Annotated in this window: 23 protein-coding genes; 12 read left to right on the forward strand and 11 right to left on the reverse strand. The window is 64.6% G+C overall.

Features of this window, described 5'->3' with window-relative positions; translation table 11 throughout:
• Positions 1-263: 263 nt before the first annotated feature.
• Positions 264-1,412, forward strand: a complete 1,149-nt coding sequence (rnd, locus tag JQ592_RS11625) for a ribonuclease D (protein ID WP_211402998.1) — start codon at positions 264-266, stop codon at positions 1,410-1,412.
• A gap of 216 nt (positions 1,413-1,628) precedes the next feature.
• Here the strand turns inward: rnd and JQ592_RS11630 are convergent, their stop codons facing one another.
• The 5 genes from JQ592_RS11630 to JQ592_RS11650 form a co-directional block, all read right to left on the reverse strand.
• Positions 1,629-3,011, reverse strand: a complete 1,383-nt coding sequence (locus JQ592_RS11630) for an aspartate aminotransferase family protein (RefSeq protein WP_211402999.1) — start codon at positions 3,009-3,011, stop codon at positions 1,629-1,631.
• Between the two features lie 203 nt (positions 3,012-3,214).
• Positions 3,215-3,385 carry a hypothetical protein gene (locus JQ592_RS11635; RefSeq protein ID WP_211403000.1) on the reverse strand — a complete coding sequence of 57 codons (171 nt, stop codon included), beginning with the start codon at positions 3,383-3,385 and terminating at the stop codon, positions 3,215-3,217.
• Between the two features lie 30 nt (positions 3,386-3,415).
• Entirely contained in the window at positions 3,416-3,979 is a 564-nt protein-coding gene (locus JQ592_RS11640; RefSeq protein WP_211403001.1) for an isochorismatase family protein, read from the reverse strand.
• A gap of 25 nt (positions 3,980-4,004) precedes the next feature.
• Positions 4,005-4,625, reverse strand: coding sequence for a GNAT family N-acetyltransferase (locus tag JQ592_RS11645; protein WP_211403002.1), 621 nt, complete (start codon positions 4,623-4,625; stop codon positions 4,005-4,007).
• Complete coding sequence (locus JQ592_RS11650) at positions 4,612-5,223, reverse strand: hypothetical protein (RefSeq protein WP_211403003.1); 612 nt, start codon at positions 5,221-5,223, stop codon at positions 4,612-4,614. The genes JQ592_RS11645 and JQ592_RS11650 overlap by 14 nt, the downstream gene beginning before the upstream one ends.
• Before the next feature lie 74 nt (positions 5,224-5,297).
• Between JQ592_RS11650 and JQ592_RS11655 the strand changes: the two genes are divergently transcribed.
• Positions 5,298-6,338 carry a LysR family transcriptional regulator gene (locus JQ592_RS11655; RefSeq protein WP_211403004.1) on the forward strand — a complete coding sequence of 347 codons (1,041 nt, stop codon included), beginning with the start codon at positions 5,298-5,300 and terminating at the stop codon, positions 6,336-6,338.
• Position 6,339: 1 nt separating this feature from the next.
• Here JQ592_RS11655 and JQ592_RS11660 read toward each other — a convergent pair whose 3' ends face one another.
• Positions 6,340-7,587: an autotransporter outer membrane beta-barrel domain-containing protein gene (locus tag JQ592_RS11660; RefSeq protein WP_211403005.1), complete on the reverse strand. Its 1,248-nt coding sequence runs from the start codon at positions 7,585-7,587 to the stop codon at positions 6,340-6,342.
• Positions 7,588-7,955: 368 nt separating this feature from the next.
• Here JQ592_RS11660 and JQ592_RS11665 point away from each other — a divergent pair, with 368 nt between their 5' ends.
• Complete coding sequence (locus JQ592_RS11665; RefSeq protein ID WP_008551638.1) at positions 7,956-8,162, forward strand: cold-shock protein; 207 nt, start codon at positions 7,956-7,958, stop codon at positions 8,160-8,162.
• A gap of 323 nt (positions 8,163-8,485) precedes the next feature.
• Here the strand turns inward: JQ592_RS11665 and purN are convergent, their stop codons facing one another.
• Positions 8,486-9,139 (reverse strand): phosphoribosylglycinamide formyltransferase, encoded by a 654-nt coding sequence (purN, locus tag JQ592_RS11670; protein WP_211403006.1) that lies wholly within the window; start codon positions 9,137-9,139, stop codon positions 8,486-8,488.
• Entirely contained in the window at positions 9,139-10,212 is a 1,074-nt protein-coding gene (gene purM, locus JQ592_RS11675; protein WP_211403007.1) for a phosphoribosylformylglycinamidine cyclo-ligase, read from the reverse strand. Before purM ends, purN begins: the two co-directional genes overlap by 1 nt.
• 153 nt (positions 10,213-10,365) lie before the next feature.
• On the opposite strand from purM, the gene JQ592_RS11680 reads away from it, so the two are divergent.
• From JQ592_RS11680 to ppx, 4 genes are all read left to right on the forward strand, one after another.
• Positions 10,366-10,908 (forward strand): CDP-alcohol phosphatidyltransferase family protein, encoded by a 543-nt coding sequence (locus tag JQ592_RS11680; protein ID WP_211403008.1) that lies wholly within the window; start codon positions 10,366-10,368, stop codon positions 10,906-10,908.
• 92 nt (positions 10,909-11,000) lie between these two features.
• The gene (locus JQ592_RS11685; protein ID WP_211403009.1) at positions 11,001-11,678 is read left to right on the forward strand and encodes a DnaA ATPase domain-containing protein; all 678 of its coding nucleotides are present in this window, start codon (positions 11,001-11,003) and stop codon (positions 11,676-11,678) included.
• A gap of 142 nt (positions 11,679-11,820) precedes the next feature.
• Positions 11,821-14,013, forward strand: a complete 2,193-nt coding sequence (locus tag JQ592_RS11690) for an RNA degradosome polyphosphate kinase (RefSeq protein ID WP_211403010.1) — start codon at positions 11,821-11,823, stop codon at positions 14,011-14,013.
• A 15-nt stretch (positions 14,014-14,028) separates the two neighbouring features.
• Positions 14,029-15,531, forward strand: a complete 1,503-nt coding sequence (ppx, locus tag JQ592_RS11695) for an exopolyphosphatase (protein ID WP_211403011.1) — start codon at positions 14,029-14,031, stop codon at positions 15,529-15,531.
• Between the two features lie 39 nt (positions 15,532-15,570).
• On the opposite strand, the gene JQ592_RS11700 is transcribed toward ppx, so the two are convergent.
• The gene (locus JQ592_RS11700) at positions 15,571-16,044 is read right to left on the reverse strand and encodes a hypothetical protein (RefSeq protein ID WP_211403012.1); all 474 of its coding nucleotides are present in this window, start codon (positions 16,042-16,044) and stop codon (positions 15,571-15,573) included.
• A gap of 145 nt (positions 16,045-16,189) precedes the next feature.
• On the opposite strand from JQ592_RS11700, the gene JQ592_RS11705 reads away from it, so the two are divergent.
• The 3 genes from JQ592_RS11705 to JQ592_RS11715 are packed head-to-tail and all read left to right on the forward strand — an operon-like array spanning position 16,190 to position 20,706.
• Entirely contained in the window at positions 16,190-17,323 is a 1,134-nt protein-coding gene (locus JQ592_RS11705) for an efflux RND transporter periplasmic adaptor subunit (protein ID WP_211403013.1), read from the forward strand.
• Complete coding sequence (locus JQ592_RS11710) at positions 17,324-20,398, forward strand: efflux RND transporter permease subunit (RefSeq protein WP_211403014.1); 3,075 nt, start codon at positions 17,324-17,326, stop codon at positions 20,396-20,398.
• Positions 20,395-20,706, forward strand: coding sequence for a DUF3240 family protein (locus JQ592_RS11715; protein ID WP_211403015.1), 312 nt, complete (start codon positions 20,395-20,397; stop codon positions 20,704-20,706). The genes JQ592_RS11710 and JQ592_RS11715 overlap by 4 nt, the downstream gene beginning before the upstream one ends.
• Positions 20,707-20,712: 6 nt before the next feature.
• Here JQ592_RS11715 and JQ592_RS11720 read toward each other — a convergent pair whose 3' ends face one another.
• Entirely contained in the window at positions 20,713-21,573 is an 861-nt protein-coding gene (locus JQ592_RS11720) for a TerC family protein (protein WP_211403016.1), read from the reverse strand.
• A 46-nt stretch (positions 21,574-21,619) separates the two neighbouring features.
• A complete protein-coding gene (gene ndk, locus JQ592_RS11725; RefSeq protein ID WP_018645406.1) occupies positions 21,620-22,042 on the reverse strand; it encodes a nucleoside-diphosphate kinase in 423 nt (140 codons plus the stop codon).
• A 312-nt stretch (positions 22,043-22,354) separates the two neighbouring features.
• Between ndk and JQ592_RS11730 the strand changes: the two genes are divergently transcribed.
• Entirely contained in the window at positions 22,355-22,606 is a 252-nt protein-coding gene (locus tag JQ592_RS11730) for a hypothetical protein (RefSeq protein WP_027576269.1), read from the forward strand.
• Positions 22,607-22,830: 224 nt separating this feature from the next.
• Positions 22,831-23,004, forward strand: coding sequence for a hypothetical protein (locus tag JQ592_RS11735; RefSeq protein ID WP_211403017.1), 174 nt, complete (start codon positions 22,831-22,833; stop codon positions 23,002-23,004).
• Positions 23,005-23,054 lie beyond the last annotated feature (50 nt).

Genomic DNA, 23,054 nt, shown 5'->3' on the forward strand with positions numbered 1-23,054 from the left:
CCCGACAAATCTACCAATGTTTCTGGAGATTTCGCCGTGGATCTGTTGGTTTTCGAGTTCCTGGGACTGGCCCTGGTCGCCATGTGCGTCGTCGTGGTGGCGCTGCCCTGCGCCCGCAAATCCTCGCACCGGATCCGTTACGAATAGGAATTTCGTCGGAAAGAGACGATTCCGGCCCGATGCAAGGCTTGAATTCGCTCCAAAGCCCTTGACATCACGGCACTTTCGGCAGAACGGCTGATATCAAGTGTCATGGGCCGTTCATGGATTTGATTACCACCACCGCTGACCTCGCGGCTGCCTGCAGCCGGCTGGGCAAGCACCCCGTCATTACCGTCGATACCGAGTTTCTGCGCGAAACCACCTATTACCCGCTGCTATGCGTGGTGCAGATGGCCAGCGCCGAGGAAGCCGTCGTCATCGACGCCCTCGCCCCGGGTATCGACCTCAAGCCGTTCTTCGAGCTGATGGCCAACGAGGGCGTGCTGAAGGTCTTCCACGCCGCCCGCCAGGACATCGAGATCATCTGGCATCAGGCCAACATCATCCCGCACCCGGTGTTCGACACCCAGGTCGCCGCGATGGTGCTCGGCTACGGCGACAGCATCGCCTACGACCAGCTGGTCGAGAAGGTCACCGGCCACCGCCCGGACAAGACCCACCGCTTCACCGACTGGTCGCGCCGGCCGCTGACCAAGGAACAGATGCACTATGCGGTCTCCGACGTCACCCATCTGCGCGACGTCTTCGCCGCGCTCGATGCCGACCTGAAGAAGCGCCGCCGCAGCGAATGGGTCTCGATCGAGATGGAGATCCTGACCTCGCCGAGGACCTACGACTTCCACCCCGAGCGCGCCTGGGAGCGGCTGAAGACGCGCGTACGCAAGCCGAAGGACCTCGCCGTCCTGATGGAGGTCGCCGCCTGGCGCGAGCAGGAGGCACAGAGCCGTGACGTGCCGCGCGGCCGCGTGCTGCGCGACGAGGCGATCACCGACATCGCCACCCACGCGCCGAACACGCTGGAGAAGCTTGCGCATCTGCGCTCGGTCCCGAAGGGGTTCGAGAAATCCAAATGGGGCGCGGATATCGTCGCCGCGGTCGAGCGCGGACTGGCGCGGGATTTCTCGACGCTGCCGAAGCTGGAGAAGCCGCGCAACAATTCCAACGGCGCAGCCATCGTCGAACTGTTGAAGGTCTTGCTGCGCATGACCGCCGAGCGCCATGCGGTGGCGAGCAAGGTGATCGCTACCGTCGACGACCTCGAAGAGATCGCGGCCAGTGACGAAGCCGATGTGCCCGCCTTGCGCGGCTGGCGCCGCGAGCTGTTCGGCGAGGCCGCCTTGAAGCTCAAGCGCGGCGAAATGGCCCTCGCCATCGAGAAGGGCCGCGTGATCGGGGTGCAGCGGGCGTAGGCGACCTCGGTCCCTCCCCGCGGTCGTCCCGGCGTAGGCCGGGACCCATTACCCCAGGAACGGGTTTGGCGAAGACTCGTCGTTCGGTACTCCTACTACGCTCAATCGATAGATCACGCGGTATGGGTCCCGGCCCCCCGTGCGCACTTGCGCACTAGGCCGGGACGACACCGAATTTGTGGCGTACCGCTTCGTCCAAAGCTGACGCGATTTGCCCTACGCCGGCGTCAGCTTCGCCACTTCCGCCTTCATGTCGTTGAGCACGCCCGCGATTGCAGCGACCAGATCGTCGATCTGGGCCTTGGTCGCGATCAGCGGCGGACAGATGGCAATCGCATCCAGCATGTTGCGGGAGATCACGCCGCGCTCCTGCAGCATGCGGCTGGCGATGCCTCCGACCGCGCCGGGCGTCGCCGCCGCAGTCTTGCGGCCCTTGTCGAGCACCAGTTCGAGCGCTGCGATCATGCCGACGCCGCGGACCTCGCCGACCAGCGGGTGGCTCGTGAGCTCACGCAGCTTGCCCTGCATGTAAGCGCCGAGCTCGGCGGCATGCGCGACCAGGCCGCGCTCCTCGATGATCTTGAGGTTCTCGAGCGCGATCGCCGAGCCGACGGGATGGCCGCCCGCGGTGAAACCGTGGCCGAGCACGCCGATCTTGTTGCTCTCGTCCGCGATCGGCTCGAACATGCGCTCGTTCATCATGATCGCCGAGAGCGGGAAATAGCTCGAGGTGATCTGCTTGGAGACCACCATCGCGTCGGGCTTGATGCCATAGGTCTCGCAGCCGAACATCTTGCCGGTGCGACCGAAGCCGCAGATCACCTCGTCGGCGACCAGCAGGATGTCGTACTTCTTGAGGACCGCCTGGATCTTGTCCCAATAGGTCGCCGGCGGCACGATGACGCCGCCCGCCCCCATCACCGGTTCGCCGAAAAAGGCCGCGATCGTGTCCGGCCCTTCCTTCTGGATCAGCGCATCGAGCTCCTCGGCCCGGCGCGTCGCGAACGCCTCCTCGCTCTCGCCGGGCGCGCCGTCCTTGTAGAAATGCGGCGATCCCGTGTGCAGGATGTTCGGCAGCGGCAGGTCGAACGAGCGGTGGTTGTTCGGCAGGCCCGTGAGGCTGGCCGAGGCAATGGTGACGCCGTGATAGGCGCGCAGGCGGCTGATCACCTTCTTGCGCTGGGGCTGGCCGAGCGCGTTGGAACGATAGGCGATCAGCTTCAAAACGGTGTCGTTGGCTTCCGAGCCGGAATTGGTGAAGAACACCTTGCTCATCGGCACCGGCGCGAGCGCCACCAGCTTCTCGGCGAGATCGATCGAGGGTCCGTGCGATTTGGCGGAGAACGTGTGATAGAACGGCAGCGCCTGCATCTGCTTGTGCGCGGCCTCGACCAGCCGCTTCTCGTTGAAGCCGAGCCCGACGCTCCAGAGGCCCGCCATCGCCTCGAAATAGCGTTTGCCCGCCGCATCGAACACGTAAGGCCCCTCGCCGCGCTCGATCACCAGGGGACCGGCCTGCTGATGGGTGCGCGCGTTGGTGTAGGGATGGAGCTGGTAGGCCACATCCCGGGCCTCTTGCGAATTGGGCAGCATGGACATTTGCGAAATCCTTCGAATAGTCGCGGGGCCGGCGCGGCCAGCTTCGTCACTTGATGATCGAGTTACTTGAGGTTACTTGGCTCAAGTTACTTGGCTATTGCGACGAGGCAAAACTTGCAACGCCAATTCGTCGGCAGCAAGCGCTCAGCAGCGTTGCAGAAAGCCGCACACAAGTAGCTTGTAGCTTGCAGACTTGGCAGTTTTCAGGCCGCGCTGTCGTCATCGCCATCATCGGCGGCGGCAGCGGCCTCCTTCACCTCGACGAGCGCCATCGAAAGCAGATAGACCGTCGTGGGCAAGCCGATGCGGCGCGCCCTCTCGGCTGCGCGCGACAGCTCGCTCACCAGCTCCTTGAGCTCTTCTCCCCGTGACAATCTCCCACCCCATCCGCCGATCGCGGCCGCCTACACCGCAACGGCGCCGCTGGTTTTGATCAGTTCGGCGCTGGATTGGATTGTAGCAAAATTTCCGACAACATTCACCACCGCTTGCTTGTAGGCGGCGGCATCGCCCATCCCCGGCTGCCGGCAGGCCACGGCATCGGCAACCATCTGGTAGCGATGGCTGCGGTGAAACCCGTCGACGGCGGTGGCCAGGATGGTTTCGTCCAGCGAGAACCCGATCAGCACGCAACGGCCGTTGCGGATATTGGACATGTAGTCCACGAACCGCGACGAGCTGTAGGCCGAGGGCAGCGGATGCTCGAACGTCATCTCGCCAGGCCGCGGCTTCGCCTCGGCGATCCAATCGGTCAGCCTCGATGCCGGATTGAACCAGGCGGCCTGGGCGATGCGCTTCAAATGCATCACTGGCCAGAGCTTGTCGCGCCATAGCGTCAGGAGTTCCAGGCAGCGCATGGTGGCCACCTCGCCGTCGAGGATGACGTGGCGCCGCCCGGGGGTCAGATATTCGACCTGGAGATCAGCACAGACCAGGATCGGCGGGTCATCGGTGATGGAAGCCAGCATTGTCTTGCGTTTGATTGCACCAGTTTCAGCGATCGGCGAGTGCGAGGTCCCGCAGCGGCGAGGTCACCGCCCGCCCCGCCGAGGCGTCGAGCACGCCCGGCCGGTCCCAATCCCCCTCGGGACGGATGATCACGTAAGGATCGCTGTCCAACGTGATGGCGTCCGGCCCCGGCTCGATCTCCAGCAGCATCTCCGTGTAGGAGAAATCCGAGAAGGTGATCTTGCGGTTGTGGCCGAGCGGCTTGGCGCCGAAATGGGCCCAGAAATCGACCAGCCGGTCCTGCGCCTGGCCGTAGATCTTGCGAAAGCCCTTGCGCTTCACATAGTCGACGCTCGCCTGCACCAGCTTGAAGGAGACGCGCGAGCGCCGGTATTGGTGCCGCACCGCGAGCCGCTCGACCTTGGCGAAATCGCCGAAGAAGCGCACCCGCAGGCACCCCGCAGGCTCGTTGCCGACATAGCCGATGAAATGCGCGGCGACCATGTCGTTGCCGTCGAACTCCTCCTCGAACGGACAATCCTGCTCGGCAAGATAGACTGCCGAGCGAATGGCGGTGACCAGCATGAGATCGCCGGGATCGCGCGCGAGGCGGATGGTGATGGCGCGGGAGTCGGGCTTGGCGAGAGGAATCCTAGTGCCGTGCATCTGCAAAACTCCTTGCTTGGATGATGTCGCCCGGCATGCGCATCGACTGCCGATGCCAGGGGCGTTCGTAGCACCACAGGTCGGGTTGAAAGCTCGGGATCGGTTCGAAGCCGGTCGCTCTCATGATGTCGCGTCCGGCCACGGTTGATGGTTGCGCATAGCAATCCGCGCCGCGAAATCTTAGCTGTCGCAGATGAGCCGCGGCCTTACCGAGACCCGCGATGCCGCGCCCCGTCGCGGCAATCGCCCAGATATAGATGGCAGCAACGTCTTCCCTTGCGGACGCGAGATAGTGCGTTTCGGGCGCGGTGAGGCAGATCTCGTCGAGCAGCAGCGCATCGTGTCCGCGGTCGTTGAGAAACAGGAAGGCCATGCCGCCGAGCAGACGGCCCTTCCGGCTGAATGTCAGGATGCTCTGGGGATCGAACGTGTAATATTTCGCAAGCTCCGCCGTCCCGATCTGCACGCCCGGCACCAGCCGGAGCGCCATCTCCGAAAGCGCCGCAATTTCGGAAAATTGCGCGCAACGGACGTCGACCTCGGGACTGAGCGGCAGTGCGTCGAAATCATGCCTTGCGGCAAACGAGCCCCTTTCCATACCGAGATCGCCCCTCTATCGTTTGCGACTTTCATGCCCCGCTATGACGAGCTTAGCGGTTGGGGATCAGGAGTATGCAGCAGTTATTGCACCGGGGTGCTGCGATGATGCAGCACCGTGAAGAAGCCCTGGGCGCGTCCTGGGATGATTTGAAACTGTTTTTAGCGTGCGCAAAATATAAAAGTTTCCGCAACGCCGCCGAGGAGCTCGGCCTCACCTCCACGACGCTGATGCGCCGGATCGATCGCCTCGAAGAGAGCATCGGCTGCAAGCTGTTCCTGCGCGACCAGAGCGGGCTCACGCTCAGCGACGAAGGCACCGCAATGATTGCCGACGTCGCGCACATGGAGCGTCACGCCTTCAACGTCTTCCGCCGCGCCTCGCGCTCGTCGAATGATACGTCAGGCACCGTCCGCGTCGCGGTGACGGAAGGTCCCGGAAATTTCTGGATCCTGCCGCGGCTGATCGATTTCCAGAAGACCTATCGCAAGATCACCGTCGACCTGCGCTGCGCGATGGAGCAGGCCGACGTCGCGCGGCTCGAATCCGATATCGCAATCCAGCTCGAGCCGCCGACCAATCCCGATCTGATCGTCGCCAAGCTCGGCCGCCTGCACATCTATCCCTTCGTCTCCAAGGAGTACGAGAACCTGTACGGCCTGCCGGCAACGCTGGCCGATCTGCAGGACCATCGCATCATCAAGCAGAATGCGCCGCAGGTCGACGATGGCGCCTATGCCCGCGTGCTCGGGCTGAAATCGCTCGAGGGCATCGTCGGCATCAAGACCAATTCCTCCGTCGGGGTACTCTATGCGGTGGAGCGCGGCGCCGGCATCGGCTTCCTGCCGACCGTGTCGATCGCGCTCGGCGCACCGCTCGTTGCGGTGGATCTCGGCGTGAGCCACCATGCCGATCTCTGGCTCACCTATCACAGGGAGTTTCGCGCCTCCGAGCGCCACAAAATCGTGGTCGACTGGTTGAAGAAGATCTTCGATCCCAGGACCCATCCCTGCTTCCGCGACGAGTTCATCCATCCGAACGCGCTGGTGCCGATGATGACGGCCGCGCGCGAGGGCTTTGGATTGACCGGTTACGTTGCGGCAACGCCGACGTGAATCACCACCGATATTCGAAGCCCACCGTGCCCTGGTGCAAGGTGAGTTCGTTGCGGAACTTGCCATCGTAGTTGATGTAGAGCCGCGCCGTGTTGGTCAAGCTGAGCGAGGCCGAGCCGCCGGCATCCATGCCGTAACGGCTCTCGCCGATGCCGGGAACGACGATGCTCTGGGTCCCGAGGCTGACCTGCACCGATCCCAGGTTCTGGTAGAAATTGTCGACGAACTTGCCGTAGGCCGACAGGTCCAGGATCTTCTGGTCGAAGATGAAGTAGCGCCCGATCTCCGCCCCGATCATGACGCGTGCGCGCGAGAGCGCCGTCGAGCCCACATTGAGCGGATCGAGCCCGCCGGCCTCCTGGAACGCTGCGCTGGTGGCGCGTACATATTCAAGCGCCCCCTTGGGCACGATGCGCATCTGGTCCTTGGTCCAATAATAACTGACCTCGGTCAGCGCGCCGTCGACCGCGGCGCGATAGCCGGCGGTGGCAAGGCCGAAGCCGGTATCCCGGCTGGAATGAACCTTGCCGAATCCATGAACCACCGCGAAGGCCCAGGTCCATGGGCCCTTGTCGACCGAGCCGTTGAAGCCGAGCTGGGTCAGGTCGAGCGTCGCCGACTGCAGCGCGAGCGGCACGTCGATGTCGGTGTGGCTCTGGTCGATGGAGAAACCGAGATTGACACCCGGCGCAATCCGCGCACCGAAGCCGGCGACCCCGCCAAAGGTCTTGCGCTTGTCGCCGACGAAGTCGCCCTGGGCATCGGTCCGGACCGAGATGCCGTAGCCCTCGAACCAGGTGCGGTAGCGGGGATCTTCCGTGCTCGCGGACGCACCGCCCCCGCCGGGATTGGTCCGGAACGAGCGGTCGAAACCATTGGAGGCCTGGTTGCCGAGCCGCTCCAGAAATCCCGAGCCGAAATTGAGCATGCTGTTGCCGGCCGACTGGTTGTAGTTGGTCGAGGTGGGCATCGGAACCGGGGTCGGCGACGGCGTGGGCGTCGGGGTCGGCGTGGGTGTCGGACTTTGCGCGAGGACGGGCGTCGCCGCCGACATCGTCACGACCAGCACAAGCGCCATGACTGCAAGGATCTTGGCCCCAAGGACCTTGGCTGCAAGGGTCTTGGCTGCAAGGGTCTTGGCTGCAAGGGCCTTGGCTGCAAGGGTCTTGGCGACCGCTGCCGCGATCCGGCGAACGCGGTTCAGCCCGATCGTCTGCCGTGTTCCTGTTGGCTGCGAGGTGCAGCGCATGACGATTAATCCTGAAGCAAATGGCGTTCCGCAAAAATGCAACAGGAGCGGCACGCGCGTGCGGCGATTTGTGCCGAACTGCCACGGAGGGTCAACCGGTTGGTACGCTGCCACCGAGCCTATTGCCCTCGATTGTGGTTCCGCGGCCACAGGTCGCAAATAGCAGACGATGGCACCCGCCCCGGTCTTGAAATTCGCGCGCGGCTTGCTAACGCGCGATTTTCATGTTGCAATATCCGACACAATCGGAATTGGCCGCTGTGCGTTTCGCGACGATGAGACTCGAACAGACTTCCGGAAGCCCGTTTGTGGCGTGGCACGCGAAAAAGCGGCCGCGTCTTTTTTCTATCTAGTGGAGGAGACTAGCGATGCCGCAAAAGGGCACCGTCAAATGGTTCAACCCGACCAAGGGCTATGGGTTCATCAAGCCGAATGGTGGCGACAAGGACGTGTTCGTCCACATCTCCGCCGTCGAGCGTGCCGGACTCTCCACCCTCAACGAGAACCAGGTGGTTGAATACGACCTCGTGGAGAACCGCGGCAAGTCGTCCGCGGAAAACCTCAAGGTTTCCTGATTTCTCTCAAAGCCACGCGCGAGAGATCATGACGTTGCCCCCGGCTCTGCCGGGGGATTTCGTTTGGGGGATAGATAACCCCGCAGATAAAGTGCTCGGCTGGAGTAACGGAAATCGCCAAACAACCTTTGCTAACTGGCGAACACCAGCGCCCATCTTCGGCGCACGACGTCGTGCGCACGGATGTTGAGGTGACCACCGCCTTCGACGTTTTCGGCTCGGAGCTTCCGGAGGAGGCGTTCGAAGGTGTGTTCGATCAGCCGCGGCCAATCTGCAAACCGGTCAATTGGTCATTTCGTGGCTCGTAAGCCCCGACACCTTCTTTACCCAACCACCGGCGCAACCAGAAAATTCTCGGACGCAGAGCTTCCCGCCGTCCTGCAGACATCGCCCTCGATCCGGACCTTGCCGGTCGCGAGCAGCCGCAGCGCTTCGGGATAGATGCGGTGCTCGACTTCGAGGATGCGCTCCGACAGCGTGTCCGCCGTGTCGTGGTCGCCGACGGGAACCGCGCCCTGCATCACGATCGGGCCGGCATCGGTCTCGGGAATGACGAAGTGCACCGTCGCACCGGACAGCTTGACGCCGGCGCGCAGGGCTTGGCCGTGCGGGTCGAGGCCGGGGAAGGACGGCAGCAGCGAGGGATGGATGTTGAGCATCCGCCCGTACCAGGCTTTGGTGAACTCGGCCGTGAACAGGCGCATGAAGCCGCCGAGGCAAATCAGCTCGATGCCGTGCTGGTCGAGCGCTGCCTGCAGCACCTTCTCGAAACCGGCGCGGTCCTTGCCGAACGGCTTGCTCTCGATCACCAGCGTATTCACGCCGCTCGCTTTGGCCCGTTCGAGCCCGAGCGCATCGGCCTTGTTCGAGATGACGAGCGAGATCTCCGCCGGAAAATCAGCCGCGGCGGCGGCCTTGATCAGCGCGGCCATGTTGGAGCCGCGACCGGAGATCAGGATGGCGACGCGGCGCTTCATCACAGCGCCAGATCGAGGTGACCGTTATAGACGACGCGGTGCTCGCCTTCGGCCGGGATCACGGTGCCGAGCTGCGCCACGATCTCGCCGGCGGCGGTGAACACCTCGATCACCTTGTCGACCTTGTCGGGCTCGACGATCGCGATCATGCCGATGCCGCAGTTGAAGGTCCTGAGCATTTCGAGCTCGGCGATGCCGGCCTGCGCCGCCAGCCATTTGAACACCGGCAGCACCGGCAGGCGCGCGAGGTCAATGCCCACACCGAGGTTCTGCGGCAGGACGCGCGGAATGTTGTCGGTGAAACCGCCGCCGGTGATGTGGGCGAGCCCCTTCACCGCGCCGGTCTCGCGGATCGCCCGCAGGCAGGATTTGACGTAGAGCTTCGTCGGCGTCAGCAGCGCGCCGCCGAGCGTCATGACGGGCGCAAACGGCGCCTTCGCCCCGAAGCCGAGGCCGGATTGTTCCACGATCTTGCGCACCAGCGAGAAGCCGTTGGAATGCACGCCCGACGAGGCGAGGCCAATCACGGCGTCGCCCGCGGCGATATCCTTGCGCGGCAACAACGTACCGCGCTCGGCGGCGCCGACGGCAAAGCCGCCGAGGTCGTAGTCGCCATCCTTGTAGAGGCCGGGCATCTCGGCGGTCTCGCCGCCGATCAGGGCGCAGCCGGATTCGCGGCAGCCTTCGGCAACGCCGGCGACGATCGCGGCGGTGGCCTCCGGGTCGAGCTTGCCGCAGGCGAAATAGTCCAGGAAGAACAGCGGCTCGGCGCCCTGCACCACGAGGTCGTTGACGCTCATGGCGACGAGGTCGATGCCGATCCCGCCATGCAGGCCGGTCTCGATCGCGATCTTCACCTTGGTTCCGACGCCGTCGGTGGCGGCAACCAGGACAGGGTCCTTGAAACCGGCCGCCTTGAGGTCGAACAGGCCGCCGAAGCCGCCGATCTCGGCGTCGGCGCCGGGGCGCGCGGTGGCGCGCACCATCGGCTTGATCAGGTCGACCAGGCGGTTGCCCGCGTCGATATCGACGCCTGAATCGGCGTAGGTGAGGCCGTTTTTGCGGTCGGTCATGCCCGATTTCCAGTGGGTTTGCGGCTGGTTACGTCGAATTCCGGGGATGCGCAATGGCTCGCATGGCGCTCCCGGGCGTACTATGTAGATATCAACCGGTTCAGCCTCCAAGGGGCCGGATTCGAGGTCAGGCCGGGTGCCGGGAAGCGCCGCGTGAGTATTCCGAACATCATTACCCTGGGCCGCATCATGCTGGTCCCGATCATCGTCTGGGCCATCGTGTCGAGCCAAATGGAGGTGGCATTTGCCGTCTTCCTGATCGCCGGCATCAGCGACGCCGTCGACGGCTTCCTGGCCAAGCGCTTCAACATGACGAGCGAGCTCGGCGCCCTGCTGGATCCGCTCGCCGACAAGGCGCTCCTGGTCTCGATCTACCTGGCGCTCGGCATCTGGGGCGACATCCCGCGCTGGGTCGTGATCCTGGTGGTGTCGCGCGACATCATGATCGTCACTGCGGTGATCGTGTCCTGGCTGTTCGACAAGCCGGTCGAGATGAAGCCGTCGAAAGTATCCAAGCTAAACACAGCCGCCCAAGTCGCCTACGCCGCCCTGGTGCTGGCGTCTCTTGCCTTCGGCTTCAAGCCTGCGCCCTATGATATAATCATGATGGGCCTCGTTACGGTCTTCACGCTCTCCTCCGTGTCGCTCTACCTCGTCGAGTGGCTGCGGCACATGAGCACGATCGAGGCCAAATGAGGTGGGATGCGGCCCCGCAAAAGGCCAACTCCCGCTCGATGAAGTCGAATCTATCAAGCGAAGCCGGTGCGCCGGCACGGAGCAAAGCAAGCGTGGCAGGCCGCGTTCACCCCCGACAATTGGCGTTTTCGCTTCCGCATGCGGAGAGCCTCAGCCGGGACAATTTCCTCGAAGGCCCCGCCAACGCCGCCGGCCTCGCCCTGATCGACGGCTGGCCGGAATGGACGAACCGCATCATGTGGCTGGCCGGCCCAGAAGGCAGCGGCAAGAGCCATTTGGCCGCGATCTGGGCCGAGGAGGCCGGCGCCCGCTCGACCACGGCCAATGCACTGACCGCCGCGGGCGTTCCGGCCGCGCTCGCCACCGGTGCCCTGGTGGTCGAGGATCTCAAGGCGAAGAATTTTGACGAGCGCGCCCTCTTCCACCTGATGAATCTCGCCCGCGAGGACGGCGCCTATATCCTCTTCACCGGACGCGACGCACCGGCTTCGCTCGAGATCGAGCTCCGCGACCTGCGCTCGCGGCTGCGCGCCTTGCCCGTCGTCACGCTGCTGCCGCCCGACGACCAGCTGTTCCGCGGCCTGATCGTCAAATTCTGCGCCGACCGCCAGCTCACCGTGGACGAGAGCGTGGTCGGCTACCTCGCCACCCGGCTGGAGCGGTCCTCGGCGGCCGCCCGGCAGGCCGTGGAATTGCTCGACAGCGAAGCCCTGCGCCTCGGCCGCCCCGTCACCCGGGCGCTGGCCGCCGAACTGCTTCGGGACGCCTGACCCCCGCCCGGGTTGCAACGCCGCTTGACGGCGCGGAGCGGCGGAACATCAATGTCATCGAAACGTCATCGCTCTAACACATGCTCCCGCCGGTTTTGCGCATAAGTCGCAAATTGGGGTGAACTGGATGGATCGACTTCTCATGGACTCTGTGCAAGCCGTTGAAATCAAAGAAAAAGCCCCGGAGACCGAGGGCCTTCCGGCGATCGCATCGAGCCCCGAACGGTTCATCAACCGCGAGCTGTCCTGGCTGCATTTCAACCGCCGCGTCCTGGAGGAAGCGGTCAATCCCAGCCACCCCATGCTGGAGCGGGTGCGATTCCTGTCGATTTCGGCCAACAACCTCGACGAATTCTTCATGGTCCGCGTCGCCGGCATCAAGGCCCAGGTGCGCGAGGGCATCGCCGAGCGCAGCCCCGACGGCCTGACGCCGTCCGAGCAGCTGGCGCTGATCAACCGCACCGTCTCCCAGCTCGCCTCCGACCAGCAGGCGATCTGGCGCGATCTGCGCGGCACGCTCGCCGATGTCGGCATCGTTCTGGTGGACGGCAAGGACGTCACCAAGGCGGAACGGACCTGGGTCGAGGACTACTTCCTCAACAACGTCTTCCCGCTGCTGACGCCGCTCGCGATCGACCCGGCCCACCCCTTCCCGTTCATTCCGAGCCTCGGCTTCACCATCGCGCTCCAGCTCACCCGCGCCGCGGACGGCAGGCAGATGAACGCGCTGATCCGCATGCCCGGCAAGATCGATCGCTTCATCCGGTTGCCGTCCGAAGGCAAGACCGTCCGGCTCATTTCGCTGGAGCAGGCGACCGGGCTATTCATCAACCGACTGTTCCCCGGCTACAATCTGCACGGTCAGGGCGCCTTCCGCATCATCCGCGACTCCGAGCTCGAAATCGAGGAAGAGGCCGAAGACCTCGTCCGCCTGTTCGAGACTGCGCTGAAGCGCCGCCGCCGCGGATCGGTGATCCGGCTCGAGATCGACGCCAAGATGCCGGAAGAGCTGCGCAGCTTCGTGCAGCACGCGCTCTCAGCCGCCGACGACGAGGTGTTCCTGGTCGACGGCGTGCAGGCGATGAACGAGCTCTCGCAGCTCACCCGCCTCGACCGGCCCGACCTCGAATTCACCCCTTACGTGCCGCGCCACCCCGAGCGCGTGCGCGAGCATGGCGGCGACATCTTTGCCGCCATCCGGCAGAAGGACCTGATCGTCCACCACCCCTATGAGTCCTTCGACGTCGTCGTGCAGTTCCTGCAGCAGGCCGCGCGCGACCCCGATGTCGTCGCGATCAAGCAGACGCTCTACCGCACCTCCAACAACTCGCCGATCGTGCGCGCGCTGGCGGAGGCTGCCGAGGCCGGCAAGTCCGTCACCGCGCTGATCGAGCTGAAGGCGCGCTTCGACGAGGAGGCCAACATCCGCTGGGCGCGCGACCTCGAGCGCGCCGGCGTGCAGGTGGTCTACGGCTTCCTCGAATTGAAGACGCACGCAAAGCTCTCGATGGTGGTGCGCCGCGAGGGCGGCATCCTCACGACCTACGTCCATACCGGCACCGGCAACTACCACCCGGTCACCGCGCGCATCTATACCGACCTCTCCTACTTCACCTCGGATCCGACCATCGGGCGCGATGCCGCGCGCGTGTTCAACTTCATCACCGGCTATGCCGCGCCGAGCGATCTGGAAAAGATGGCGGTGTCGCCGCTGACGCTGCGCAAGCGCATCATCGAGCATATCCAGGGCGAGACCGCGCATGCGCGGCACGGCCGTCCCGGCGCGGTCTGGATGAAGATGAATGCGCTGGTCGACCCCGACATCATCGACGCGCTCTACGAGGCTTCGCAGGCCGGCGTCCAGGTTGAGCTTGTGGTGCGCGGTATCTGTTGCCTCAGGCCCGGCATTCCCGGCCTGTCGGAGAACATCCGCGTCAAGTCCATCATCGGACGCTTCCTGGAACATGGCCGAATCTACTGCTTCGGCATGGGCCAGGGCCTGCCGAGCGCGAAAGCGGCTGTGTATATCTCCTCGGCCGACATGATGCCGCGCAACCTCGACCGCCGCGTCGAGGTGCTGTGTCCGCTGCAAAATCCCACGGTGCATCAGCAGGTTCTCGAACAGATCATGGTCGCGAATCTCAAGGACAATGAGCAGAGCTGGCAGTTGTTGCCGGACGGGTCCTCAACGCGTATGAAGGCCGCGAAGGGCGAGGAGCCTTTCAACGTCCACAACTACTTCATGACAAATCCGAGTCTGTCTGGCCGTGGAAAGTCGCTCAAGGAATCCTCGCCGCGCCGTCTCACGCGCCGGAATGAACGTCATCAATCCTGATTCGGGATCCCTGACGTGACGCGGCCGCGCAAGCGCGGCGCCACCGTCGCAGTCATCGACATCGGCTCCAACTCGGTCCGTCTCGTCGTCTACGAGGCGCTGGCGCGGAGCCTCATTCCGATCTTCAACGAGAAGACGCTGTGCGGCCTCGGGCGCGAGGTACAGAGCACGGGCCTGCTCGCGCCCGATGCCGTCGACAAGGCGCTGACCTCGCTCAAGCGCTTCCGTGCGCTGTGCCGGGTGATGCAGGTCGGGCGCGTGTTCGCGATCGCGACCGCGGCGTGCCGCGACGCCTCCAACGGCCCCGACTTCATCGCGAAAGCCGAGCGCATCTGCGCCGTCAAGATCGAGATCCTGTCCGGACCGCGCGAGGCGCGGCTGTCGGCGCTCGGCGTCATCTCCGGCATCCACCATCCCGACGGCATCGTCGGCGACCTCGGCGGCGGCTCGCTCGAACTGATCGACGTGCGCCGGAACAGCGTGCGCAGCGGCGTCACGCTGCCGCTCGGCGGCCTTGCGCTGCAGGACCTCGCGCACAAATCGCTCAAGCGCGCCGACCGCATCGTGCGCGAGGAGATCGACGAGGTGCAGTTGCTCACTGCCGGTCGCGGCCGCACCTTCTACGCCGTCGGCGGCACCTGGCGCGCGCTCGCGCGCATCCACATCATCCAGAGCGGCTATCCGCTCCAGGTGATGCACGGCTATTCCATTTCCGCGACTGAGGCGCTCGACTTCTCGCGCCGCCTGCGGCGGCTTGCGGCCGCCGACATGCTCGCCGACATCGAGATCGTCGCCGATGCGCGCCGTCCTCTCCTCACCTATGCGGCGCTGGTGCTCGAGCACATCATCCGCGTCGCAAAGCCCAGGAACATCGTGTTCTCGACCTTCGGCGTGCGCGAGGGCCTGCTGCACGAGAAACTGCCGGAGTCCGAGCGCAACAAGGACGGGTTGATCTGCGCAGCCGAGGAGCTCAACCAGCTGCTGTCACGCTCGGCCAAGCACGCCCGAGAGCTGATCGCCTGGACCGACCGCCTCGCGCGCGTCGTGAGGCTGCGCGAGACCGAGGAGGACCGCCGCCTGCGCCACACCGCGTGCCTGCTCTCCGACATCGGCTGGCGCGTGCATCCAGACCATCGCGGCGAGCAGACGCTGAGCCTCGTCGTCAACGGCAATTTCGGCGCGATCACCCACACCGAGCGCGCCTTCGTCGGCCTGTCCGTGTTCTATCGCTATGCTGGCCTCAGCGAGGAAAACCAGCCGCCGGTCACCATGCAGGAGCTGCTGACGCCGGCGCAGCTCGAACGCGCCCGCCTGCTCGGCGCGGCATTCCGTGTCGCGCATCTGATCTCGGCGGCACGACCGGGCGTCCTGCCCGCCACGCATTTCCGCACCCAGGGCCGCAAATTGATGCTGGTGTTCGAGCACCGGCTCGTCGACCTCGTCGCCGACCGTGTCGGCAGCCGCTTCAAGCAACTCGCCCGCCTGGTTGGCCGCGCCGGCTCGATCGTGAGGCGGTGAGGCACGACGAGATCAGGTGCCGACGTTGCGCACCGACATCTACTTCGCGACGAAGCGGCTCCCATTCCAGCGTAACGTCCGGCGGTTTCCATCCTCACCCATGAGTTCGACGAAAGCCTGACCGTTGGCAGACGATAGCCGGACGTCGTAGGCGTGCACGGCGAGCACCCGACGGTATCGGCCGGCCGTCGCGACATACACCTGGTGCAGGCAGCCCGCGGAATTGCAGAGAACGGCGCCGCCGCGGCAGCGAAAATCGTCGAAATGCAGAGCCACGAACTCGGCGCCTGGCACGGTCAGATAGAGAGCAAAATGTTGAGCGGCAGCTATTGAGCCTCCGCAGGCAGCGTCCCATTTCCGCACGTCTGCGCGGATCTCGGCCGGGAGCATGTCAAGGTGCGCAGGGCTCCAGGGGTCTTGCGCCATTCCGCTATGGGGAAGCGCCGGCTGCGCAAGAGCAAGCAACGCAATGACACCGCTTAGCAGCGCGGTAGCGGGTTTGCGAAATTTCACGGCTTTGCTCCTGAGCCCGCATCCGGATCGACGCTAGATTCAAATGTACGCTCCACAGGCGAGGCGAGCTTGATGCACATCAACTCACCCGAGTCGCACCGGCCTTAAGAGAGATAAAGACGCGAGGCTTCGAGCGATTGCCGCCATGCAATTCCACCGTGGGACATTTCTTCCGAGCAGCGCTCGGAACGTGGCTGCCTGTGTGCTCCTTGCGCTCGCATTGAGTTTTTGGCCTTCGACGCCGAACGCGCAGGATGAATTGAAGCTGAGCGATGCGCAGGCCCGGAATCTCGGCGTGCGCGTCACCCGTCCGATCGCGAGTCGGACCGACCTGACGCTGCCCTACCCCGTCCAGATCGTGATCCCCACGCCGCAATTGTGGGTCGTCAGCGCGCCGGTGCCCGGCATGGTCGCCAATCTCCTGGTCGGGCGCGGTGACCGCACCTCGGCCGGCCAGCCGCTGGTCATCCTGGAAAGTCCGAGTTTCGTCTCCCAGCAGCGCGACTTCCTGCACGCGATCGCACAGGAGCTTCTCGCCAGCCAGCAGCTCAAGCGGAATATCGATCTGTTCGAGGGCAAGGCCGTGCCCCAGCGCGTGCTGGAGGCGAGCCAGGCCGAAGCGCGCCAGGCCACTCTCGTGGTCGCCGAACGGCGACAGATGCTGCATCTGAGCGGGATGTCGGACGGGGCGATTACGCGGCTGGCCCAGGAAGCTGCGATCAGCGCAACGCTCACGGTCAATGCGCCGCAAACCGCATCCGTGGTTGATATCACGGTATCGCCGGGGCAGCGGCTTGAACAATCCGCGCCGCTCGTCAAACTGGCGAGGCTCTCCCCGCTATGGGCCGAAATCGCGGTTCCTGCGGACAATATCCGGGCGATCCGTCCCGGTGCGAAAGTGGAGATCGAAGGCTATTCCACGCCCGGCAAGGTCGTGCTGGTTTCCGAGACGATCGACCCTGCTACCCAGACCATTCTGGTTCGCGCAGAAGTCCCCAACGACGGAGGGCTGCATCCCGGTCAGACGACCGCCGCCCGCATCGGCTTTCTCTCCGCCGGCGAAAGCGCCTGGGAGATTCCTTACAGCGGGCTGGTGCGGAGGGGCGAACAGACTTCGGTCTTCGTCGCCGTCGACGGCGGCTTCCGGCTGGTAGCGGTCAAGCTCCTCGCCGAGGATCAGGACCACGTCGTCGTGTCGGGTCCCGTCACAGACCAGGACGAGATCGCGATTGGCGGCATCTCGGCGCTTCGCGGCATTCTCTCGGGGCTGGGGCAATAGATGCTCCGGCGCCTGGTTGCGTTCGCTCTTTCCCAGCGACTGTTCGTCATGCTGGGCGTGCTGTTGTTGATCGGGGCGGGCGCAGTCCTCCTGCCCGGCCTGCCAATCGACGCGTTTCCTGACGTCTCGCCGGTGCAGGTGAAGATCATCATGAAGGCGCCGGGCCTCACTCCCGAAGAAGTCGAGCAGCGCATCACGGTGCCGGTCGAGCTCGAGCTGCTCGGATTGCCAAACAAGAAAATCCTCCGTTCAACCACGAAATACGCGCTGGCCGATATCACCGTGGACTTCGAAGACGGAACTGACATCTACTGGGCGCGTAACCAGGTCTCGGAGCGACTATCGAACATCTCGCGCGATTTCCCGGACGGGGTGAGCGGCGGTCTGGCGCCGATCACAAGCCCTCTCGGCGAAATGTTCATGTTCACGATCGACAGTCCCGAGCTTTCGCTCGCCGAGCGCCGAACCCTCCTCGATTGGGTGATCCGTCCTGCCCTGCGCACGGTCGCCGGCGTTGCGGACGTCAATGCGCTCGGCGGTTACGTGCGCGCCTTCGAGATCGTGCCACGCAACGATGCACTTGCCGCTCGCGGCATTTCCTACGACCTGTTTCGCCGGGCCATCGAAGCCAACAGCCGCAATGACGGCGCCGGACGGGTAAACCAGGGCGAGGACAGCGCCCTGGTTCGGATCGAAGGCAGCATACGCTCGATCGAAGACATCAAGGCCATCGTCGTCGACACCCGCGAGGGCGTGCCGATCCTGGTCAACGACGTCGCGAGCGTCAAAGTCGGAACGCTGACCCGCTATGGTGCAGTGACGTCGGACGGCCGCGGCGAAACCGTCGAGGGGCTCGTGCTCGGCTTGCGCGGCGCCAATGCGGGCCAGCTCGTCCGCGACGTGCGTGCCCGGATTGCCGAGCTGCAATCTTCGCTGCCGAAGAGCGTTTCGATCAACGTGTTCTATGACCGCAGCCGCCTGGTCAACCGCGCCGTCGGCACCGTGGTGCGAGCGCTCGGCGAGGCCACCGTCCTCGTCATCGTTCTTCTGCTGCTCTTCCTCGGCAACTGGCGGGCCTCGCTGGTGATCGCTCTCAGCCTGCCGCTCGCCATCGTCATCGCACTGATCGTGATGCGGCTAGTGGGAATGTCGGCCAACCTGATGAGTCTCGGCGGACTTGCGATCGCAATCGGCATGCTGATCGACGCACTGGTTGTCGTGGTCGAGAACATCGTCGGCAACCTGAGCAAGCACGAATCGAGCAAGGCGCTTCCGCTGATCCATCTGGTGTATCGTTCGGTTTGCGAGGTCCTGGAGCCGGTCGCATCGGGCGTCCTCATCATCATCATCGTGTTCGTCCCCCTGCTGACGCTGCAGGGATTGGAGGGCAAGCTTTTCATCCCCGTCGCGCTGGCAATCATTTTCGCGCTGGCCGGCTCGCTGCTGCTGGCGCTCACGGTGATCCCGGTCGCAACGTCCTACGTGCTCACGTCTGAGTCCCATCACGATCCCCTGCTAGTGCGCGCGGCACAACGGGTCTACGCGCCTGCATTAGACTGGGCCTTGAACAACGAGCGCAAGGTGATGGCTGCGGCGCTGATCGGCCTGCTCGCTGCGGGCTTCGCCTATACGAAGCTCGGCAAGACGTTCATGCCGACGATGGACGAAGGCGACGTCATCGTCAGCGTCGAGACGCTTCCGTCCGTCAACCTCGACGAGTCGCTTGCCATGAATGCGAGGCTCCAGGCAGCGCTGCTGGCCGTGCCTGACATCGCCGGCATCGTCGCGCGGACCGGGTCGGACGAGCTCGGCCTCGATCCCATGGGCCCCAACCAGACCGACACGTTCCTCGTGCTCAAGCCAGCCGCCGAGCGACAGACAGAGAATCGCGAGGCCCTGCTGCAGACCCTTCGCGAGGTCCTGGCCGGCTTTCCCGGTATTTCGCTCAGCTTCACCCAACCCATCGACATGCGCGTGCAGGAGATGATCAGCGGCGTTCGTGGCGACGTCGCCGTCAAGATTTTCGGTCCCGACGTCGCCAAGCTGAACGAAACCGCCGCCCGGCTGTCGGCCATCCTATCGAGCATCGACGGGGCCGAGGACGTCTACACCACCCTCAACGAAGGCGCGCAATATTACACGGTTGCCGTCAACCGGATGGAGGCCGGCCGCCTCGGCCTGACGGTGGACTCCATCGCGAACTCGCTCCGCACGCAGATCGAGGGCCGCACGATCGGGACCGCGCTCGAGGAAGGACGCCGCACACCGATTCTCGTTCGGGGCAGCAACACGACACGGGAGGCGCCGACGCTGTTGGCGAGCCTGCCGCTGACGCTCGCTTCCGGGCAGCACGTAGCCCTGTCGCAGGTCGCCCGAATCCAGCGCGTGGACGGGCCTGTGAAAATCGATCGCGAAGACGGCGCACGAATGAGCGTGGTGCGCGCTAATGTCCGGGGCCGCGACATGGTCGGCTTCGTCGAAGCGGCCCGCCAGAAGGTCATGGCCGGACTCCCGCTTCCCGAAGGCTACCGGTTGACCTGGGGCGGGCAGTTCGAGAACCAGCAACGTGCCGCCACGCGCCTGTCCGTCGTTGTGCCCGTCGCAATCGGCCTGATCTTCGTGCTGCTCTTCACCACGTTCGGCGCCATCCGGCAGGCCCTGCTGGTGCTCGTCAACATTCCCTTTGCCCTGATCGGGGGCGTCTTCGCGCTGGTCCTTACGGGCGAGTATCTGTCGGTGCCGGCGTCGGTTGGATTCATCGCGCTGCTCGGCATCGCCGTCCTCAACGGCGTCGTTCTCGTCTCTTACTTCAATCAGCTCCGCGCCCATGGCCTTAGCGAAGATCGTATCGTCGTCGAAGGCGCCATGCGCAGGCTTCGGCCGGTGCTGATGACCGCGAGTATCACCGCGCTTGGCTTGATCCCGCTGCTGTTCGCCTCGGGCCCCGGGTCCGAAGTTCAGCGCCCGCTCGCCGTCGTCGTGATCGGAGGACTCGTGTCCTCCACCGTGCTCACCCTGATTCTCCTGCCCATCCTGTATCGCCGCTATGGCGGATCACCGAAGGTGACTAAATGACCGAGCAGCCGGTCTGCCTCACGCTGATCGTGCCGCGCCAGCTCCGCGACGAGGTGTTCGACTATCTCACCGAGCAGGCCGACCTGATTTCGGGATTCTCGGCATCGCACGGCACCGGCCACGGTGCCGACGTCCGACTGCACACCGCCGCCGAGCGGGTGAAGGGCCATGCCGACCAAGCCATCGTGCAGGTTGTCCTGGCGAGGAGCGATGCCAGCCGCTTGCTCGAAGCTCTGCGGATCTCGTTCGCCGGAACCAGGCTCGTCTATTGGGCGACGCCGGTTACGGAATTCGGCAGGATCGATTGAACCTGCCTATTCCGCCGAAGCCTTGGCGTGCTGCTCGGAGGACTCCAGCGCCGCCGCGCTCAGGCTGCGCCGGCGCCAGATGGTGCCGACGACCAGCACGACGACGACGCCGAGCGCTGCGCAGAGATATTCGCCGCCTGCCCCGCCATGGGCGAATTGCGGCGGGATGCGGAACGTGCCGAGGATCGAATCCAGCGAGGCGCCGAGCGGGCCGTCGAACAGCGTGTGCAGCCTCGGGGCGACGCCGGGATCGGTCGCGATCACCTCGCCCGCGATCCAGCCGAGCAGCGCAGCACCAGCCCACACCAGCACCGGCAGCTTTGCGAGCAGCGCCATGATCAGCGCCGCGCCGGCGACGATCAGCGGAACGCTGATGGCAAGGCCGAGGATCAGCAGCGGCACGCTGCCATTGGCCGCAGCCGCGACCGCAATGACGTTGTCGAGGCTCATGACGATGTCGGCAACGACGACGATCTGCACCGCCTGCCACAGATGCGAGGCGGACTCGACGTCGTCCTCGTCCTCGTTTTCCGGCACCAGCAGCTTGGCCGCGATCACGATCAGCGCGAGACCGCCGACGAGCTTGAGATACGGCAGCTCCATCAGGCTCGCGACGATGCCGGTGAAGATGATCCGCAGCATCACCGCCGCGCCGGCACCGAAGATCATGCCCCACAACCGGTGCCGCGGCTTGAGGCCGCGGCAGGCAAGCGCAATCACCAGCGCGTTGTCGCCGGACAAAAGGATGTTGATCCAGATGATCTTGCCGACCGCAATCCAGAAGGTCGGTTCGGCCATCTCATTGCGGAACTGGGTGAAGAATGCCCCGATCGTAGCGGGATCGAAGATCTGCCAGAGCCAGCTCACAATAGGTCCTTTCGCCCCGTCGTCTTAAACTTTATCAGCTGATCGATCAGCCGACGATCTCGTTGCCCGAGAAGAACTGCGCGATCTCGATCGCGGCGGTCTCCGGCGCATCCGAGCCGTGTGCGGAATTCTCGCCGATCGACTTTGCGTAGAGCTTGCGGATGGTGCCCTCGGCCGCCTTGGACGGATCGGTCGCGCCCATGGCGTCGCGATACTTGGCGATGGCGTTCTCGGCTTCCAGGACCTGGACGACGACCGGGCCCGAGGTCATGAACTCGACGAGCTCGCCGAAGAACGGGCGGGCCTTGTGGACGGCATAGAAGGTCTCGGCCTGTTCCTTGGTCATGCGGATGCGCTTCTGCGCGACGATGCGCAGGCCCGCCTTCTCGATCACGGCGTTGACCGCACCGGTCAGGTTACGCGCGGTCGCGTCGGGCTTGATGATCGAGAAAGTGCGTTCGATGGCCATAATCTTGTCCTTGGGAAGAAAGCGATGGTTCGGAGTTGCGGGGCTTATATCGGCGCCTTTGCCGGACGGCAAGCGACCGCCGAACCCCTCTCACGGGCGCTTCGCCGCAGGGCTGCCCAGCCGAATTTAGGGATGGATTACCGCGATTTCACCCAGATGAACCGAATCTGAAGCCGCCATTCAGGGTTTGGTTCAGCCTCGCCGGCGTAAGGTCGGGCCTATCGAAACCGAAACCTGATCGACAGGCGGAACGTTTCGGCGGCCTTTCCATCGACGCGATAGCCCCGCGCCGGCAGTTTTGAGGAGATCACCATGTTGAGGAAACTTTCGCTTGCCGCCGTTGCCGCGGTCGCGCTGGGTGCCGCACTGGCACCGACCTCGGCCTCCGCGCACTGGCATGGCGGCGGCTGGGGCTGGCACGGCGGCGGCTGGCACCACGGCTACGGCTGGGGTGGCCCGCGCTTCTATGCCCCCGTCTCCTACGGCTATGGCGGCTGCTATGTGCGCCGGCTGGTCCCGACCCCCTGGGGACCCCGCTGGCGGCTGATCAACCGCTGCTACTGAGCCCGACAGCACCTTCTTAAAGCACCTTCCAAAGGTACCTAAGCCCCCCAGGTACCCCCCAGAGAGGCCCCGGTGATCCCCCCCGCCGGGGCCTCGTTTTTGGGCAGGCACGGCGAATTCATACAATTTTTGCTAGAACGCCGGACATCCCCCGAGGATGGCGAAACCATTTGGGGGGTCAATGACTTGGTACCGTGTCGTTACTCTGCAACATGGAACCCGTCATGACCGGCCGTCTCGCCAATGACAGCGAACAGATCGATCGGCGCACCAGCCGCGCGATCTGCGATGCCGTGGGCGAACGGCTCCAGCAGAGCCTGAGGCCCGACCCCCGCTTGCCCACACATCTCGAGCAGCTCCTGAACGAGCTGAAGCGGCTCGAGCGCGAGACGCACTGAGCATGATCCGGAAAAGTGCGAAGCGGTTTTCCGGAAAGATCATGCTCAAG

The organism is Bradyrhizobium iriomotense, from assembly GCF_018129405.1.
GTDB classification, from domain to species: Bacteria; Pseudomonadota; Alphaproteobacteria; order Rhizobiales; family Xanthobacteraceae; genus Bradyrhizobium; species Bradyrhizobium iriomotense_B.

What these genes read in the sequence shown, in the direction of transcription:
- rnd (WP_211402998.1), top strand. Translation starts at nt 264, where the DNA reads ATGGATTTGATTACCACCACCGCTGACCTCGCGGCTGCCTGCAGCCGG.
- JQ592_RS11630 (WP_211402999.1), bottom strand. Translation starts at nt 3,011, where the DNA reads ATGTCCATGCTGCCCAATTCGCAAGAGGCCCGGGATGTGGCCTACCAG.
- JQ592_RS11640 (WP_211403001.1), bottom strand. Translation starts at nt 3,979, where the DNA reads ATGCTGGCTTCCATCACCGATGACCCGCCGATCCTGGTCTGTGCTGAT.
- JQ592_RS11645 (WP_211403002.1), bottom strand. Translation starts at nt 4,625, where the DNA reads ATGCACGGCACTAGGATTCCTCTCGCCAAGCCCGACTCCCGCGCCATC.
- JQ592_RS11650 (WP_211403003.1), bottom strand. Translation starts at nt 5,223, where the DNA reads ATGGAAAGGGGCTCGTTTGCCGCAAGGCATGATTTCGACGCACTGCCG.
- JQ592_RS11655 (WP_211403004.1), top strand. Translation starts at nt 5,298, where the DNA reads ATGCAGCAGTTATTGCACCGGGGTGCTGCGATGATGCAGCACCGTGAA.
- JQ592_RS11660 (WP_211403005.1), bottom strand. Translation starts at nt 7,587, where the DNA reads ATGCGCTGCACCTCGCAGCCAACAGGAACACGGCAGACGATCGGGCTG.
- JQ592_RS11665 (WP_008551638.1), top strand. Translation starts at nt 7,956, where the DNA reads ATGCCGCAAAAGGGCACCGTCAAATGGTTCAACCCGACCAAGGGCTAT.
- purN (WP_211403006.1), bottom strand. Translation starts at nt 9,139, where the DNA reads ATGAAGCGCCGCGTCGCCATCCTGATCTCCGGTCGCGGCTCCAACATG.
- purM (WP_211403007.1), bottom strand. Translation starts at nt 10,212, where the DNA reads ATGACCGACCGCAAAAACGGCCTCACCTACGCCGATTCAGGCGTCGAT.
- JQ592_RS11690 (WP_211403010.1), top strand. Translation starts at nt 11,821, where the DNA reads ATGGACTCTGTGCAAGCCGTTGAAATCAAAGAAAAAGCCCCGGAGACC.
- JQ592_RS11705 (WP_211403013.1), top strand. Translation starts at nt 16,190, where the DNA reads ATGCAATTCCACCGTGGGACATTTCTTCCGAGCAGCGCTCGGAACGTG.
- JQ592_RS11710 (WP_211403014.1), top strand. Translation starts at nt 17,324, where the DNA reads ATGCTCCGGCGCCTGGTTGCGTTCGCTCTTTCCCAGCGACTGTTCGTC.
- JQ592_RS11715 (WP_211403015.1), top strand. Translation starts at nt 20,395, where the DNA reads ATGACCGAGCAGCCGGTCTGCCTCACGCTGATCGTGCCGCGCCAGCTC.
- ndk (WP_018645406.1), bottom strand. Translation starts at nt 22,042, where the DNA reads ATGGCCATCGAACGCACTTTCTCGATCATCAAGCCCGACGCGACCGCG.
- JQ592_RS11730 (WP_027576269.1), top strand. Translation starts at nt 22,355, where the DNA reads ATGTTGAGGAAACTTTCGCTTGCCGCCGTTGCCGCGGTCGCGCTGGGT.
- JQ592_RS11735 (WP_211403017.1), top strand. Translation starts at nt 22,831, where the DNA reads ATGACCGGCCGTCTCGCCAATGACAGCGAACAGATCGATCGGCGCACC.